Genomic DNA, 15,549 nt, shown 5'->3' on the forward strand with positions numbered 1-15,549 from the left:
ACACGTTATCCATATGTATTACATATACCATATGGATATCAGGCACCTGCGCTACTTCGTAACCGTTGCTGAGCATGGCAGCATTACCCGTGCCGCAGAGACACTGGGTATTGAGCAACCCCCACTCAGCCAGCAAATTCGCCAGCTTGAGCGCAATTTGGGCGTAACGCTGTTTGAGCGGCAGACTCGTGGCATGAAGCTGACAGAAATTGGCGAAGTGCTTTTGCCTCGTGCCCGCACAATTTTGGATTTGCAGGCACAATTTCTTTCCACGGCAGAAGGTTTGGCGCGGGGGGAAAGAGGGCATATTCGCGTCGGGCTGGCGGGGGCTGTGCCACTGTTGCCGGTTATTCCGCTCACCATCCGCCGGTTTCGGGAAATGGCGCCCGATGTCACCCTCTCTTTGGAAGAAAGCAACACCCCTGCCCTTTGCGCAGCATTGCACGAACCCAGCGTGGATATTGCCATTATCCGCCCGCCGTTTACCGACCCCTCACGCCTTTCGGTTTTTCATCTTCTGGATGAACCTACGGTTATTGCCCTGCCCCGCGGGCACAGGCTGGCAAAGGAGCCGGTGATCAGTTTGGATATGGTGGCGGATGATCCGCTAATTATCTTCCCGCGTGAGTTGGGGCCGGGCTTTCATGATGCTATTTTGTCGGCTTATCAGCTTGCTGGCGTTACCCCTACAATGGGGCAGCAGGCCCCACAAATTGCAGGCACCGTGCCTTTGGTGGCAGCGGGGCTTGGGGTTTCTGTTGTGCCGCGCTCGCTCAGCCAGATTCATGCAGGCGGGGTAACGTTTCATGCCATTAGCGAACCAGCCCCCCGCGCCACGCTTGCGGTTGCCATACGCACCGGGCAGAACATGCCGCTGGTTACGCGGTTTGTAACGGTGTTGCGCACGGCCTGCCGCAAGTGGGAGCAACGCCAGCATGACACCGCCCCCTTTGCAGATTCGGAAAACCTCTAACCGCCTTAACCCTGCTGCGGGCGATACGGCACAGATGCCCGTGGCAGACCATCTTCTATGGGCATATCCGCATGGCGAGACCACTCGTTCCATGATCCCATATAAATGCGCAGCTTGGTAAATCCGGCAGAAGCCAGCGCCACATAGGTATTGGCTGCGCGTGCGCCCTTAAAACAGTAGATGATAATATCATCATCCGGGTACAAGTTACGTGTTGCCGCCAAGGCCCGAATATCTTCCGGCGTTTTAAAACGTGCTTCCTGATCCTGCGTGTGCATGAAGCTATACCACTCTATCCACACAGCACCGGGAATGCGCCCTTTGCGCGGCGCAAAGTCCACCCCGTAAGGAGATGAACTTTCACCCAGCCATTCCACCTTATCGCGGTTATCCAGCAGTTTGATGGATGGGTTGGTAAGGGCTGCAAACACATCTTGCCGCGTGGCCATAAGTGCATGGTGAATAGCCAGCGGAAACTGCGTGGGGGCTGGATGCGTGATATCCTGCGTAAGTGCGCCGCCAGAGGCCAGCCATGCCCGCAGCCCGCCATCCAGAATACCTACCTTGGGGTAACCCAGATACTGCAAAATCCAGTATCCACGGCAGGAGGCACCATAACGTGTATGCAGGGCATCTTCATACACAACGGCTGTTTTGCTGCCATCCAGACCATATTGCGCAAACAGCGATGAAAACTTTTGTTGCAGGCTGGCCAACCCGCTTTCTGATGTTTCTGCCAGATAGGTAAAAATATCCGGCATATTGACGGCACCGGGAATATGCCCTTTGGCAAAATCTTCTTCCGAACGCACATCTATCAGAACGGCGTTGCCATTGTTCTGCAATTGCCGCAGGGCATCCGGAGTGTAGAGAACGTCTGTCATGTATCTTCAGTCCGGTCTGTTCACGAAAGGCCGGACGCTATCAGTTCTGCGCCCATGCGGGCAGAGCCTGCGTATCACTGCCGCCATACCATAAAAGCAGCCAACACCCCCTTATGGCCGCCCGGAACGATGATACGGATGCCCCGCCGCAATGGCCTGCGCGCGGTAGATTTGTTCCACCAACATAATGCGCACCAGCATATGCGGCCATGTGAGTGTGCCAAAGGACATGGAAGCATCGGCCCGCTGGATAACCGAGGCATCCAGCCCCTCCGCCCCGCCAATAACAAAGCAGGGCGTGCGGCCCGCCACCAACCAGCCTTGCACGGCGTTAGAAAAATCCGGGCTGCTGAAATTGCGCCCGGCTTCATCCAGCACCACAACATGGCTTTGCGCGGGGCAGGCTGCCAGAATGGCTTGCGCCTCGCGCCGCTTGATTTCATCCGGGCTGCCGCGCCCATCTGGCAGTTCTATAATATCCAGCTTGGGCCGCAGGCGCTTGAGGTAGCGTTCCACCAGCGCCCTCTCGGATTTATCCTTCATCCGCCCGATAGCCACCAGCCTCATGCCAGCGCGCTCATGCATACTGAAAAATCAGAGAACAACATTATAAACTGGTCGATTACAGGCGGGTAACGTTGCCTTCCGCGCCTTCATCCAGTTCCTTGCCCCACATTTTTTCCAGCCCATACAGCGTACGTGCTTCTGGCTTGAACAGGTGCACCACAATATCACCCGTATCCAGCAGCACCCAGTCTGAGCCGTTTGCGCCTTCCACCATCACGCGTTTGATGCCTATATCACGCAGCTTGCGTTCAATATGCTGCGCCATGGCGGAAATCTGACGGTCTGCCAAACCTGTGGCAATGACCATCCGATCTGCAAAAGAAGCACGGCCTGCCAGATCGATCACCACAATATCTTCGGCCTTGTCATCTTCAAGGCTGGCGGTGATGAGGGCCAGAGATTGCTCCAGCATATCCGGGGCCACGGCTTCGCGCTTGGTGGTGGCCTTGGGGCCAGCAGCCGCAGCTTTTTTACGTACAGAACCGGGCGCAGCAGCCCCGGCAGTGGTTGCAGCACGCGCCGGAGCGGCCCGCCCCTTGGTGGACGTGGCAGCCGTGCGGGAACGTGCTGATGTTTCGGCGGGGGGCTTGGTAGGAATGACCGTTCTCCTGATCTTTAAAGCGTATCGGGGGTATGGGGTTGGCCTGCAGCGGCATTGAATCCGCCCTGCTGACGAATAGCTGTTGCAGATATACTGTTTTGTGCCCCCGGAAGAAAAGCCCACACCGGGGGAGAAAGTTCCGCAAGGGCATGCGCACGCCATGCAGGCACCCGCCAACGGGCCAGATACCGCCCGGCAAGCCCATGCAAGGCCCGCACATTTTGCCCCGGACGGGGAAAAACCGCCACTGCCACGCTATGCACAAGCTGCCGCCAGTTTTTCCAGCGTGGCAAGGTGGCCAGACCATCTGCGCCCATTAGCCACACAAACCGCGCACGCGGAAAACGCGTTTGCAACACCCGCACCGTATCCACCGTATAACGTGTGCCGATTCGGCTTTCTATATCCGTGGCAATAATGCGCCGCCCATCCGCCAGTTGGCGGGCCGTGGCCAAGCGTACAGGCAAAGCGGCCATATCCGACCGTCCATCTTTAAGCGGGTTACCGGGTGAAACCATAAGCCACACCTGATCCAACCCCAGCACCGCCAGCGCACGCTGCGCAATGGCTTGGTGCCCTTTATGACCGGGGTTGAAAGACCCCCCCAAAAGCCCAATACGCAGGCATCTGTTATCCCCCCAAGTGGGAATAACAGTGCCATGCAAGCAAGGCTCTGTAAGCGGAGCTGCCTGTTGCTGCACCTGCACGCCCTGTGCGGTTGGCTGCATGGCCGAAAAAATCAGGGACGTACCTGCCCGGTGCCAATCACTTCGTAACGGAAGGTTGTTAACTGCTCTACGCCCACCGGGCCGCGAGCATGGAAGCGACCTGTGGCAATGCCAATTTCCGCACCAAAGCCAAACTCTCCGCCATCACAAAACTGGGTCGAGGCATTCCACATCACCACAGCGCTGGAAACACCGTTCATAAACCGTATGGCCATGTTTTCATCCGCTGTTACAATAGCTTCTGTGTGGGATGAGCCATATTGTGCAATGTGGTCCAGCGCTTCATCCACACCATCCACCACGGCAATGTTCAACACCGCATCCAGCCATTCTGTGGCGAAGTCTTTTGCCGTTGCTGCGGGGAGATCGGGCACAATGGCGCGTGCTGCGGCATCCGCCTTAAAGGTGCAGCCTTTTTCTGCCAGATCCGCCACAATTTGCGGCAGCAGCGCAGCGGCAATGGCGGCATCCATCAGCAGCGTTTCGGTAGAACCACAAATGCCGGGGCGCCGCATTTTGGCGTTCAGCACAATGCGGCGCGCCATAGCAAAATCTGCGGCGGAATGGATGTAAGTGTGGCACAGCCCTTCAGCATGGGCCAGCACAGGCACGCGGGCCTCGCGCTGGACACGCTCTACCAATGAGCGCCCACCACGCGGGATAATCAGATCAATCTGGCCAGAGGCCGTAAGCATTTCCGCCACATGGGCGCGATCTGCATCTGGGGCAATCAGTACGGCATCTTCTGGCAAGCCAGCAGAACGCAGCCCGGCCTGCATAGCGGCATGAATAGCACGCGCACTGTTCAGACTTTCTGAGCCACCACGCAACAACACGGCATTGCCAGATTTCATGCACAGCCCGGCGGCATCTGCCCCCACATTGGGCCGGCTTTCATAAATCATGCCGATAACGCCCACAGGGGTTGCAACGCGGCGAATGCGCAAGCCGTTGGGGCGTGTCCATTCCTCCAGCACACGGCCTACGGGGTCTGGAAGATCTGCAATTTCTTCCAAACCACGCGCCATGGCTTCCACCCGTTCGGGTGTAAGGGTCAGCCGATCACGGAACGCATCATTGGCGGTGGAGGCAGCAAGATCCTGCGCGTTGGCTTCCAAAATAGCAGGAGTAGCCTCACGCAAAGCCGCAGCGGCAGCCCATAGGGCTTTATCCCGCGTGGCGGAAGAACTTTGCGCCAGTGTGCGGGCCGCCAGCCGAGCACGATGGGCTAAAGCGGCCATTGGCCCCTGCCCCTGTGCCTGCGCTGGAACATCCTGCACGGGTTTAGCCGAAGCCGTTGTAACCCCTTGCAGCTTACTCTCACCCTCCGCGTTCATAACGGCGTTCCTATCTCCATCTTTTCTATCTGGCCTGCCGGTGCGGGCAGGCCATCAAGCTCTTATTTATGTGGTTGTGCGCTGGATGTTAGACGTTAAAGCGGAACAGCAGCACATCACCATCTTTTACTACGTAATCACGCCCTTCAATGCGCAGGCGTCCGGCTTCCTTGGCGCCAGCTTCCCCACCATACTGAACGTAATCATCATACGCGACAGTTTCACATGCAATGAAGCCGCGTTCAAAATCATTGTGAATAACGGCGGCGGCCTGCGGGGCCTTGGTGCCTGCGGTAATTGTCCAAGCACGGGCTTCCTTGGGGCCTACGGTAAAGTAGGTGCACAAACCCAAAAGCTTGTAACCAGCGGCAATAACCCTATCCAGCCCGCTATCATTCAGGCCCAGACCTTCCAGAAACTCGCGCCGTTCTTCATTTTCAAGCTGGCTGACTTCGGCTTCAATCGCGGCAGATACAATAACGGCAGCAGCACCTTCCGCCGCAGCCTTGGCCTGCACCTGCGCAGAAAATGCGTTGCCTGTTGCGGCCGAGTCTTCATCCACATTGCACACATACAGCACCGGTTTGGTGGTGAGCAGTTGCAGGCGGCGCACGGCTTCTTCTTCCCCCGCCGGAATGGCGGTGCGGGCCGGGCGGCCTTCTCGCAGCGCTTCCATCAGCGGTTCCATAACGGCAAGCTGGGCTGTGGCTTCGGCATCCCGGTTGCGGGCGCGCTTTTCCAGATTGGGCAGACGTTTTTCCAGCGAATCCAGATCCGCCAGCATCAGCTCCGTTTCAATAATGTCGGCATCACGCACAGGGTCCACGCCACCTTCAACGTGGGTGATGTCATCATCCTCAAAACAGCGCAGCACATGAATAATAGCGTCCACCTCACGGATGTTGGCCAAAAACTGGTTGCCCAGCCCTTCACCCTTGGAAGCACCGCGCACAAGGCCCGCAATATCTACAAATTCAAGGCTGGTGGGCACTTCACGCTGTGATTTGCCAATTTCCACCAACTTGTCCAGCCGGGGGTCTGGCACAGCCACGCGGCCTGTATTGGGCTCAATCGTGCAGAACGGATAATTGGCCGCCTGCGCCGTGGCCGTGGCCGTAAGCGCGTTGAACAGCGTAGATTTACCCACATTGGGCAGCCCGACAATACCGCAGTTAAAACCCATCAGCCCTTGCTCCCTTCCGGCAGTGCAACCTTTGTCATGAACTGGTCTGCCCGCCCATCTGCCAACAGGGGGGCGGCATCGGCCATGCGATCAAGCAGCCGTTCCAACCATTCCTGCCGGTCTGTTTCCGTAAAATTGCCTAGCACCCAGCCATGCACCCGCTCTTTTGCACCGGGGTGGCCAATGCCTATGCGTACACGCCAATATTCCGGCGTGCCCAACATTTTATCTGTAGAGCGCAAACCATTGTGCCCCGCAGCCCCTCCCCCACGCTTTATGCGCAGGCGGCCCGGCGCCAGATCCAGCTCATCATGAAAAACGGTAATATTTTCGGGTGCGATTTTGTAAAAAGCGGCGGCTTCCTGCACACTTTCACCCGATTTGTTCATGTAGGTCATGGGCAGTAGCAGCAGAACTTTCTGCCTGCCTATGCGGCCTTCCGCAACTTCGCCCTTAAAGCGGTTGCGCCACGGCGTAAACCCGTACTTACGGGCTATGGCTTCTACTGCCATAAAGCCAACATTGTGCCGGTGCCGACGCATGGAGGATTCGGGATTGCCCAACCCGACCCAGAGCAGCATTGCTGATTCCACCTAACGTTATGAACAGCACAGGGGGCACGCGCATCTGCACGCACCCCCCATGCCTAATAAACAACCCGAATAAACCAGCTTCCGATCAGGAAGCAGCTTCTTCCGTAGCGGCTGCTTCACCTTCCGTGGTGTCCACGCTTGGTGCAGCAATAGAAGCCACAACAAAGTTTTCTTCGTGGGTCAGCGGGGTTACGCCTGCGGTGCCCTGCACATCTTCCCAACGCACGTTGTCTGCAATGTCCAGCTTGGACAGATCAACGGTGAAGAATTCCGGAATGTTGTCTGCTGGCACGTCCACTTCAATGGTGTGGCGCACAACGTTCAGCACGCCGCCACGCTTGATACCGGGGCATGTTTCTTCGTTTTCGAAGTGAACAGACACTTCAACATGCACGCGGGAGCCAGCGGCCAGACGCAGGAAGTCAACGTGAACAGGGCTGTCCTTCACGGGGTGCAGCTGCACATCACGCACCAGAGCGCGTTCTGCCTTGCCATCAACCTTGATTTCATACACGCGAGAGCGCCAGCCAGAAGCCTGAATGCCCTTAATGATAATGCGCGGGTCGATAGCAATAAGGGTGGGTTCCTGCTTGCCGCCGTAGATAACGCCGGGCACAAGCCCTGCACGCCTCGTTGCCCGCGCTGCCCCCTTACCAGCCTTCGCGCGCGCCGAAGCTTCGATAGATGTAATCTTGGACACGTTGACTTCTCCATAAAAAACTTAATCACGCAGGCCTCCAGGGGTGCCCACGCAGTGGCAGCGCCTTACAGCAAAAGCTGTGCATGAGCAAGGTATAGCTTGTGCTATAGGGCAGGCTTTGGCACCTGTTGCCCCACAGCCCTTGCCGGAGAAGCCGCTTATGCCCCTGCCGCAAACCACCACGCCCCCACAACAGTTTGGCAGTGATAATTATGCAGGCCTGTGCCCGCAGGCGCTGGAAGCCATAAGCCGCGCGGCCAAGGGGTCCACCCCCGCATATGGGGATGACGCCTGGACACGCCTTGCCGCCAAAGCTGTGGCGGATGTGTTGGAAGCGCCTGAAGCCGCAGTGTTTTTTGTGCTCACTGGCACCGCAGCCAATGCGCTGGCGCTGGCAACGCTGTGCCCACCTTATTGCAGCATTATTGCCTCGGAAGTTGCACATGCTGAAACCTCCGAGCGCGGCGCCCCAGAGTTTTTTACCGGCGGCGCCAAGCTGATAACGCCCCCTACCCCAGACGGTAAGCTAACCCCAGAGGCCATAAAACTGGCTGCCCGCCGCGCCAGCAGCCCGCAGGCTTCCACCCCCGCAGTGGTAACCATTACGCAACCCACAGAAAACGGGCTTGTGTATTCGGTGGATGAGATTCGGGCCATTGCCAATGCCTGCCACGATCATGGGTTGCGGCTACATATGGATGGCGCACGTTTTGCCAACGCCATTGCCACACTGGGCTGCACACCCGCCGCCATGACATGGCAATCCGGTGTGGATGCCCTAAGTTTTGGAGGCACCAAAAACGGCATGGCCATGGGGGAAGCCGTGGTGTTTTTTAAACGCAGCATGGCGCAGGGCTTTGCCGAACGCGCCAGACAAAGCGGGCAAACAGCCTCTAAAATGCGCTTTCTATCCGCACCGTGGCTGGCCATGATCCATAGTGGCGCATGGCTGGACAACGCGCGCCACGCCAATGCCAGTGCACGCCAATTTGCACAGGCGGTAGAAGATATGCCTTCTGTTAAACAAGCATGGCCCGTGCAATCCAACGCCGTGTTTTTGCTCATGCCCGAACCTGTCATGAACGAATTGCGGGCCAGAGGCTGGCGGTTTTACACATTTTTTGGGGGTATCTGCCGCTTTATGTTTGCGTGGGATGCGCGGCCAGAAGCCATTGCCGCATTAGCAGCAGATTTACGTAGCTGCGTGCGCGGGCAAGGCACCTTATAAGACGCAAGATTACAGTGTGGCCTTGACATAAGCGCTGCTCCCCTGCTTCCTCCGGGCACAACGGAATCATTGCCAAAAACCGCCCCTGCTGCAACGCCGGGCCAGATTTCAGGACAAGACCATGCATCCTTACCGTTCCCACAGCTGTTCGGCCCTTCGCGCCAGCGATGCCGGCACCACCGCGCGCCTGTCCGGCTGGGTGCATAGCAAGCGGGACCACGGCGGGCTGCTGTTTATTGACCTGCGCGATGAAACAGGCCTGACACAGATTGTGATTCCCGCCGGTTCCCCCGTTATGGAAACCGCCGAACACCTGCGCGTAGAAAGCGTGATAACCGTAACCGGTGACGTGGTGCTGCGTGATGAAACCACCCGCAACCCGGACTTGGCCACCGGTGATATTGAAGTGCGCGCGCGTGAGCTGATTGTTCAGTCCTCCGCCGCTGTGCTGCCACTTCAGGTTGCCGGGCAGGAACATTATTCTGATGAGCTGCGCCTACGTTACCGCTATATTGATCTGCGGCGCGAACAAGTGCACGCCAACATCCGCCTGCGCTCCGCCATTATTGCCAGTATGCGCCGCCGCATGACGGATCTGGGCTTTACCGAGTTCCAGACCCCGATCCTAACAGCATCCTCCCCCGAAGGTGCGCGTGACTTTCTGGTGCCTTCCCGCACCCATGCGGGCAAGTTTTACGCTTTGCCGCAGGCCCCGCAGCAGTTCAAGCAGCTTGCCATGGTGGCGGGGTTTGACCGCTACTTCCAGATTGCTCCGTGCTTCCGTGATGAAGCCTCCCGCGCGGATCGTTCCCCCGGTGAGTTCTACCAGCTCGACTTTGAAATGGCCTTTGCCACGCAGGACGAAATTTTTGCCGTTCTGGAAGAAGTGATGTCTGGCCTGTTTACGGAATTTGGCAAGGGCCGCGCTGTTAGCACCGCACCGTTTGAGCGTATCCCCTATGCCCGCGCCATGAAGGTATATGGCTCCGATAAGCCAGACCTGCGCAACCCGCTGCTGATTACCGATGTAACAGAAGATTTTGCCGGTTCCGGCTTTGGCCTGTTTGCCCGCATTGCCGCCGATGGTGGGGAAGTGCGCGCTATTCCGGCCCCCGGTGCTGGTGGCCGCCCCCGCTCCTTCTATGACAAGCTAAACGCTTGGGCGCGTGAAAACGGCGCTGGTGGCTTAGGTTACATCACCTTTGCAGAAGAAGGCGGCCAAGGCCCGATTGCCAAAAATCTTGAAGCCGACCGTGTAGAAACCATTCGCACCAAACTGGGGCTGAAGCCCGGTGATGCCGTGTTCTTTGCTGCTGGCAAAGGGCATGATGTGGCCAAGTTCTCTGGTCTTGTGCGCACCCGCATTGCTGAAGAACTGGATCTGATTGAAAAGGATGCCTTCCGTTTCTGCTGGATCACGGACTTTCCGATGTATGAGCTAAATGAAGAAACAGGGCTGATTGACTTCTCGCACAACCCGTTCTCCATGCCGCAGGGTGGTCTGGAAGCGCTAAACACCAAGAACCCGCTGGATATTCTAGCTTACCAGTATGACATTGTGTGTAACGGCATTGAACTTTCCTCCGGTGCTATCCGCAACCATCTGCCGGATGTGATGATCCGCGCCTTTGAAATTGCCGGTTACCCAGAAAGCGAAGTGGAAGCCCGCTTTGGCGGTATGCTCAACGCCTTCCGCTACGGTGCGCCGCCGCATGGTGGTTCCGCCCCCGGTGTGGATCGCATTGTGATGCTGCTGGCAGATGAGCCGAACATTCGTGAAGTTATTCTGTTCCCGCTGAACCAGCAGGGTGAAGACCTGATGATGGGTGCCCCGGCCCCTGTTCCGCCGGAACGCCTGAAGGAACTCTCCCTCGCGCTGAACCTGAAGCCTGCTGTCAAGAAAGACTGATCTGGCCTTCACATCTGCATGCAAAAGGGCCACACCACGGCCCTTTTAACATCCGGGTGGTTGCAAGACCGCGCCGGATGTTTTTTTGTACCGGGTATGAGACGTTTACGCCGCCTGCCTTCTTACACGCCCCCTGCCCGCAGTTTTTTCTTGAGGCAAGGATACGCTTGCAGTGCAGTAAGCAGAGCCATTGCATTTGTGCTGGTTGGTGGCGTGGTGACCCTGCCCCCACAAATGGCACATGCCCAAACAGCCGGAGCGGTGGTGCCTTCTGGCACGGTTACGCAAAGCACAACCTCAGCCGATACGCACGCCAGTATTACGCCCAACACTGCGCCATCTTTTTCCGATACAGATACTCGCCAGATTGCCTCGCAACGCGCGGTGTATGATCTTACGCTCACAGAAGCCTCTGGCGGCAAAACGCTTTCTGCCACGGGCACCATGCTTTACAGCGTGCGGCATGGATGCAGCGGATGGTCCACCCAACAGCGATTGGATATTCAAAGTGTAACACGCCAGAACGGCGTGGAGCATATGGTGTCTGACTATTCTACCTTTGAAAGTGCCGATGGGCACAGCCTGATCTTTCGCACCATGGAAACATCTAACGGCAAGCTGCTCCAAAACATCCGGGGGGAAGCAACACTGCATGCGGATGGTTCTGGCACAGCACATTATGAAAAACCTTTAGCCAAAACGCTTACACTTCCGGCTGGCACGTTGTTTCCCATCCAGCATACAGTTTCCATTTTAGATGCAGCCCGAAGCGGAAAAACCGAGATTTCGGCACCTATTTTTGATGGCACATCACCAGATGGCGCAGCCGATACGTACATCACCCTTTTGGGCTGGGGCAATACAACGCCCACAACGGATTTTGCCGCCCTGAACGCCTTGCAATCTGGCCGCGTGCATGTGGCCTTTTTTGCACGCACGCCCCCCAATATGATGCCAGAATATGAAATTGGCATGCGTTATTTTGCCAATGGTGTTTCCGATAATCTGACGCTGGATTTTGGAGATTTCCGCATGAAGGGCACATTACATGCGCTTGATCTGCCTAAGCCCGAAACATGCCATACCAAACCGCACCAGAAGAAAAATTAAAACGTCACAAACAAAAAATGGCAGGAAAAACCTGCCATTTTTTGTACACCAATATGTATGAGATTAGTGCGAAAGTGCACCACCAGACTGATGAGCCGAGCGCAGAACTGTTACCAAATTCTGTAAATCCTGCGGGTTGGATTTAAGAATAGCAACATTGGCAGGTTCGGGCTGTGGCATTTTGGTATTGCTGGGGTTGGCAGGCACGTTCATCAAGCTGCCCGTTAGGCCCACACAGGTCAGGCTCATCACAAAATCATGCGCTGAAAAGCCATTCTTTTGCAAAATTGGCTCCAAACCCGGCACCTGCTGCACAAGCGCGATCTGCTGATCCAAAGACATGCCAAAACGTGAGGGGGGCTGAATACCTGCTGCCTGAATTTCCTTTAACGCTGTGGTTAAACGCGGCAACACGTTTGGAACCAGATGGTAATGCAGCGCGGTATCCATATCATGCTGCAAGGTGGCTACCTGCTCTGGTGTTAAATTGGGCGCACCATTGCCACCGGTGGAAACAGTTTGCGCCTGTGCTGCCGTGCCAACCACAAGCGCCGCAGCCCCCATGGCACCCAACAGAGCAGAGCGGAAGGAAAGTTTTAGAGTATTTCTCATGCTTCTATCACCCATTCACCTTTGCGCATCAATGCCACGCGTTCGCCTTTGGCATCCATGCCGTCCACATCAATTTCACCAGAACCAATCATCCAGTCTATATGGATCATGCTGCTATTGGCCCCGCGTGCAGCCAATGCGGCCTCATCCAACCCAGCCGTATCGCGCATACATTTGGTGTAAGATTGCCCCAATGCGATATGGCTGGCGGCGTTTTCATCAAACAATGTGTTCTGGAACAAAATACCACTGCGCGAAATAGGGGAAGAATTGGGCACAAGCGCCACTTCCCCCAAACGGCGCGCACCTTCATCCGTATCCAGCACACGGGCCAGCACATCTTCACCCTTGCTGGCGTGCATTTCCACAATGCGTCCGGCTTCAAACCTTACGCGAATATCCTCAATCAACGTGCCTTGGTGTGAAAGCGGCTTGGTGGCCGCTACCGTGCCATCCACCTTAAGGCGGTGTGGTGTGGTAAACACTTCCTCGGTTGGAATATTGGGGTTGCACACAATGCCGTTTCCGGCTTTTTCCGCACCGGCTGCCCATTCGTGCCCATCTGCCAGCCCCACCATCAGATCTGTGCCGGGGCCTTTAAAATGCAGCGCACTGTAACGGGCATTATTTAAAAACGTGGCGCGGCGATGCAGAACGGCATTGTGGGCCTCCCAATCCGCCACCGGGTTCTCACCCGTAATGCGCGAAACAGAAAAAATAGCCTGCCACAGTTTTTCTACTGCCTGATCAACCGGCAGATCCGGAAATACCTGTGCCGCCCATGCCGGAGAAGCCGCCGCGACAATGCACCAGTTCACATCAAAATTGGTGATAATTTCCATAGCAGGCCGGTTCACGCGGGAATTGGCCCTACTGGCGCGGGAAATACGCTCTGGGTTCTGCCCTGCCAGCAATGCGGGGTTAGAACCCGTAATGGCCATACGCGCGGCGCCATTACGGAAGGCTTCTGTCATTCCGCCAGCAAGCCAGCCTGCTGCGGTATCAAACGTATCTTCCGCCGCGTATTTATAACGGGCCAGCGTGGTTTCCTCATCCGAATAAAAGGTGCTGACGAGCGAGGCCCCAGCCTTGTACGCGTGCTCCGTAATCCGGCGCACGAGCGGCACGGCATGAAGGGGGGCGGTAATAATAACCTGCTGGCCGTGGGCCACGTTCAAACCCGTGCGCGCTGCCACTTCACCCAGCTTATCCAGCATGGTGGCAAATTCGGCAGATGCCAGATAACCACCTGCGGCACCCTGCGTGTTCTGTAAGGCCATAATATCCATATTTCCCTTAACTTTGCTGCACCACACGCCTGATTTTATAATATGGCAGGCATTGGGTGCAGAACTCAAACACCTCTATGTGTATCGGATACCGAACGAGGCCGGGCGTCAATACACATGGGCAGAAAGCTGCTTTCCGTTTCCTGTACTTAGCTTTTCGGCAAGGGCTCCGGCAACAGGCTGGCGGGCAGGTACAGCGGGTGGCATGGTCGGCCTGTTTTGCTCAGCCGCAGCGCATCCACCGTAATGCCGTGTTTTTGGAGCATATGCACCACCTCCGGCCCACGGGCCAGCAGAGCCTTGTGGTGTGGTGTGCCATAAGCCGCAATCACTTTATTGGCTTCCTGCGCCATTTCCAGCAAGGCCTTATCATTTTCTGGCCCAACCGGATCTGGCGTTTCCAGCAGCCGAAGCTGATCTGTGCACCGATACGCAAAAGTATTACCCACCAAAATACCGCCATACCCCCATGCACGGGCATAGCGCTGGCATTTGGCGACAGTACGGTCATCTCCATATTCTGTGGCAACAGATGGGTTCATCATCAGCCACATAACCAACGGGCGTGTTGGGTTCCACACCCGTTTCAGGCGATAACGGTAGCATTTATCTGGCCCGCCATAGGTAGCGGTGCTGACAACATCTTCTGAAAGTTTCAGAGGGCGGGCGGTGCCAACATTATGCCCTTCAAACAGATCTTCCATTACACTCCCGCTGGCAGAACATAGCTTAATAAACCCAAGTTTTAGGCCGTGTTCCGTTCTGGCACAAATCTGGCTGCCAGCGGGCAGTGTGATATAGCTAGTGTGCAGCGCGCCACGCCTTGGTGGTGGCAGTAATAACCTGCTGCTGGTTCTGCTTTAATTTTTCCACATCATAGCCAAGGGCAGCACTTTGCTGGGGTGTGATGTACCCCCACAGCACCAAAGATTGCGCCAGACTTTGCGGAAACGGCACGGTTTTTACAAACTGCTTGGGGCAGGATGCACCATCCTTGTTTTGAGGCCATGCGGCTTTATCCAGCGCGCACCATGTTTCTGCAAAATCAGAGTGCGTATCATAGCGCGCCATCATGTAACGCCAGCCTGCGTTCAGCTCCCCTATATTCGCGCTGGTGGCCACGTAGGCGGCCAGATAGCCGTTTACTTCTGTAACACCCGTTTTGCGCCATTGTGCGGAATCCTGCGCAAGCTGATTACGCAAATAGGCCGCAAAACGGGGCTGCGCCGTAACATTCTGCAACTGGCCATCCTGATACTGATACAACACCACCGGCATGGCCGAACCTGCGTGAGAGGCAAAGGCGTAATCAAACCGTTCATCCGTATAAACAAGCTGGCGAGTGCCATCTCGCGCCACGTCCTGCACGATAGGCTCCCCACCGCCATTTTGGGCAGGCAGCGCCAGCACGCGCCATTGGCCTTGCGGGGCGGCCTCTACAATAGCGGCCGCCTGGCAACAATGCGCCCCACCTGTGTACCCCGAAACCACAACCTGCGGCAGGGCATTCTTTGGCGCATTTGGCACAAGTTGATACAGAGAAAGGTTTAAATCCATCAGCCCACCACTATCCTCCGCCATCAGGCTGCCAAGGGTCTGGATGAATGCGGGGTGATCCGGGGCGTTCACCTCCAAGGTGGCTACACGGCAGGTTTGCCCTGCTGTTGGGTTTTCATCCTTGCCTAAAAGCAAACTGTTGGCCGGGCATGGCTGCTTGTCCGCCACTTTTACCGCAGCTTTTAGGCTTAGGCTCAGGACTCATTCTTTGAGGTAGAAGATGAAGCTTGCTGCGATGTGGATAGCGGACATGAAAGTGTGTGCGCAGCGGTCATATC

Annotated in this window: 16 protein-coding genes; 4 read left to right on the top strand and 12 right to left on the bottom strand. The window is 56.5% G+C overall.

Annotated features, from left to right (window positions below):
* Positions 1 to 31: 31 nt before the first annotated feature.
* Entirely contained in the window at positions 32 to 973 is a 942-nt protein-coding gene (locus FKW31_RS11465) for a LysR family transcriptional regulator (protein WP_150178599.1), read from the top strand.
* A 5-nt stretch (positions 974 to 978) separates the two neighbouring features.
* Here FKW31_RS11465 and FKW31_RS11470 read toward each other — a convergent pair whose 3' ends face one another.
* From FKW31_RS11470 to FKW31_RS11505, 8 genes are all read right to left on the bottom strand, one after another.
* Positions 979 to 1,857, bottom strand: coding sequence for a sulfurtransferase (locus tag FKW31_RS11470; RefSeq protein WP_150178600.1), 879 nt, complete (start codon positions 1,855 to 1,857; stop codon positions 979 to 981).
* Between the two features lie 111 nt (positions 1,858 to 1,968).
* The gene (locus FKW31_RS11475; protein WP_150178605.1) at positions 1,969 to 2,424 is read right to left on the bottom strand and encodes a 23S rRNA (pseudouridine(1915)-N(3))-methyltransferase RlmH; all 456 of its coding nucleotides are present in this window, start codon (positions 2,422 to 2,424) and stop codon (positions 1,969 to 1,971) included.
* A gap of 55 nt (positions 2,425 to 2,479) precedes the next feature.
* Positions 2,480 to 3,022: a ribosome silencing factor gene (gene rsfS, locus FKW31_RS11480; protein ID WP_369870677.1), complete on the bottom strand. Its 543-nt coding sequence runs from the start codon at positions 3,020 to 3,022 to the stop codon at positions 2,480 to 2,482.
* Between the two features lie 17 nt (positions 3,023 to 3,039).
* Positions 3,040 to 3,753 (bottom strand): nicotinate-nucleotide adenylyltransferase, encoded by a 714-nt coding sequence (locus FKW31_RS11485; protein WP_150178601.1) that lies wholly within the window; start codon positions 3,751 to 3,753, stop codon positions 3,040 to 3,042.
* 11 nt (positions 3,754 to 3,764) lie between these two features.
* Positions 3,765 to 5,090: a glutamate-5-semialdehyde dehydrogenase gene (locus FKW31_RS11490; protein WP_063353524.1), complete on the bottom strand. Its 1,326-nt coding sequence runs from the start codon at positions 5,088 to 5,090 to the stop codon at positions 3,765 to 3,767.
* 88 nt (positions 5,091 to 5,178) lie between these two features.
* A complete protein-coding gene (gene ychF, locus FKW31_RS11495) occupies positions 5,179 to 6,273 on the bottom strand; it encodes a redox-regulated ATPase YchF (protein ID WP_006116928.1) in 1,095 nt (364 codons plus the stop codon).
* Positions 6,273 to 6,854: an aminoacyl-tRNA hydrolase gene (gene pth, locus FKW31_RS11500; RefSeq protein ID WP_150178602.1), complete on the bottom strand. Its 582-nt coding sequence runs from the start codon at positions 6,852 to 6,854 to the stop codon at positions 6,273 to 6,275. Before pth ends, ychF begins: the two co-directional genes overlap by 1 nt.
* Before the next feature lie 97 nt (positions 6,855 to 6,951).
* Positions 6,952 to 7,566, bottom strand: coding sequence for a 50S ribosomal protein L25/general stress protein Ctc (locus tag FKW31_RS11505; protein ID WP_006116925.1), 615 nt, complete (start codon positions 7,564 to 7,566; stop codon positions 6,952 to 6,954).
* Between the two features lie 160 nt (positions 7,567 to 7,726).
* Between FKW31_RS11505 and FKW31_RS11510 the strand changes: the two genes are divergently transcribed.
* From FKW31_RS11510 to FKW31_RS11520, 3 genes are all read left to right on the top strand, one after another.
* Positions 7,727 to 8,794, top strand: a complete 1,068-nt coding sequence (locus FKW31_RS11510) for a low specificity L-threonine aldolase (protein ID WP_035352538.1) — start codon at positions 7,727 to 7,729, stop codon at positions 8,792 to 8,794.
* 121 nt (positions 8,795 to 8,915) lie between these two features.
* Positions 8,916 to 10,703: an aspartate--tRNA ligase gene (gene aspS / locus FKW31_RS11515; protein ID WP_006116923.1), complete on the top strand. Its 1,788-nt coding sequence runs from the start codon at positions 8,916 to 8,918 to the stop codon at positions 10,701 to 10,703.
* An 18-nt stretch (positions 10,704 to 10,721) separates the two neighbouring features.
* Positions 10,722 to 11,813 (top strand): cell envelope integrity EipB family protein, encoded by a 1,092-nt coding sequence (locus FKW31_RS11520; RefSeq protein ID WP_238332814.1) that lies wholly within the window; start codon positions 10,722 to 10,724, stop codon positions 11,811 to 11,813.
* 63 nt (positions 11,814 to 11,876) lie between these two features.
* On the opposite strand, the gene FKW31_RS11525 is transcribed toward FKW31_RS11520, so the two are convergent.
* From FKW31_RS11525 to FKW31_RS11540, 4 genes are all read right to left on the bottom strand, one after another.
* Complete coding sequence (locus tag FKW31_RS11525; RefSeq protein ID WP_150178603.1) at positions 11,877 to 12,425, bottom strand: hypothetical protein; 549 nt, start codon at positions 12,423 to 12,425, stop codon at positions 11,877 to 11,879.
* Positions 12,422 to 13,714 carry an aminopeptidase gene (locus tag FKW31_RS11530; RefSeq protein WP_035352532.1) on the bottom strand — a complete coding sequence of 431 codons (1,293 nt, stop codon included), beginning with the start codon at positions 13,712 to 13,714 and terminating at the stop codon, positions 12,422 to 12,424. The genes FKW31_RS11525 and FKW31_RS11530 overlap by 4 nt, the downstream gene beginning before the upstream one ends.
* Before the next feature lie 149 nt (positions 13,715 to 13,863).
* Entirely contained in the window at positions 13,864 to 14,418 is a 555-nt protein-coding gene (locus FKW31_RS11535; RefSeq protein ID WP_035352573.1) for a DUF1643 domain-containing protein, read from the bottom strand.
* A gap of 97 nt (positions 14,419 to 14,515) precedes the next feature.
* Complete coding sequence (locus tag FKW31_RS11540) at positions 14,516 to 15,439, bottom strand: thylakoid lumen protein (protein ID WP_238332815.1); 924 nt, start codon at positions 15,437 to 15,439, stop codon at positions 14,516 to 14,518.
* Positions 15,440 to 15,549 lie beyond the last annotated feature (110 nt).

The organism is Acetobacter sp. DmW_136 (assembly GCF_008690365.1).
In the GTDB taxonomy this organism is placed as follows: Bacteria; Pseudomonadota; Alphaproteobacteria; order Acetobacterales; family Acetobacteraceae; genus Acetobacter; species Acetobacter oryzifermentans.

Coding starts and splice junctions, on each gene's coding strand:
- FKW31_RS11465 (WP_150178599.1), top strand. CDS start 32: ATGGATATCAGGCACCTGCGCTACTTCGTAACCGTTGCTGAGCATGGC.
- FKW31_RS11470 (WP_150178600.1), bottom strand. CDS start 1,857: ATGACAGACGTTCTCTACACTCCGGATGCCCTGCGGCAATTGCAGAAC.
- FKW31_RS11475 (WP_150178605.1), bottom strand. CDS start 2,424: ATGAGGCTGGTGGCTATCGGGCGGATGAAGGATAAATCCGAGAGGGCG.
- FKW31_RS11485 (WP_150178601.1), bottom strand. CDS start 3,753: ATGCAGCCAACCGCACAGGGCGTGCAGGTGCAGCAACAGGCAGCTCCG.
- FKW31_RS11490 (WP_063353524.1), bottom strand. CDS start 5,090: ATGAACGCGGAGGGTGAGAGTAAGCTGCAAGGGGTTACAACGGCTTCG.
- ychF (WP_006116928.1), bottom strand. CDS start 6,273: ATGGGTTTTAACTGCGGTATTGTCGGGCTGCCCAATGTGGGTAAATCT.
- pth (WP_150178602.1), bottom strand. CDS start 6,854: ATGCTGCTCTGGGTCGGGTTGGGCAATCCCGAATCCTCCATGCGTCGG.
- FKW31_RS11510 (WP_035352538.1), top strand. CDS start 7,727: ATGCCCCTGCCGCAAACCACCACGCCCCCACAACAGTTTGGCAGTGAT.
- aspS (WP_006116923.1), top strand. CDS start 8,916: ATGCATCCTTACCGTTCCCACAGCTGTTCGGCCCTTCGCGCCAGCGAT.
- FKW31_RS11520 (WP_238332814.1), top strand. CDS start 10,722: ATGCAAAAGGGCCACACCACGGCCCTTTTAACATCCGGGTGGTTGCAA.
- FKW31_RS11525 (WP_150178603.1), bottom strand. CDS start 12,425: ATGAGAAATACTCTAAAACTTTCCTTCCGCTCTGCTCTGTTGGGTGCC.
- FKW31_RS11530 (WP_035352532.1), bottom strand. CDS start 13,714: ATGGATATTATGGCCTTACAGAACACGCAGGGTGCCGCAGGTGGTTAT.
- FKW31_RS11535 (WP_035352573.1), bottom strand. CDS start 14,418: ATGGAAGATCTGTTTGAAGGGCATAATGTTGGCACCGCCCGCCCTCTG.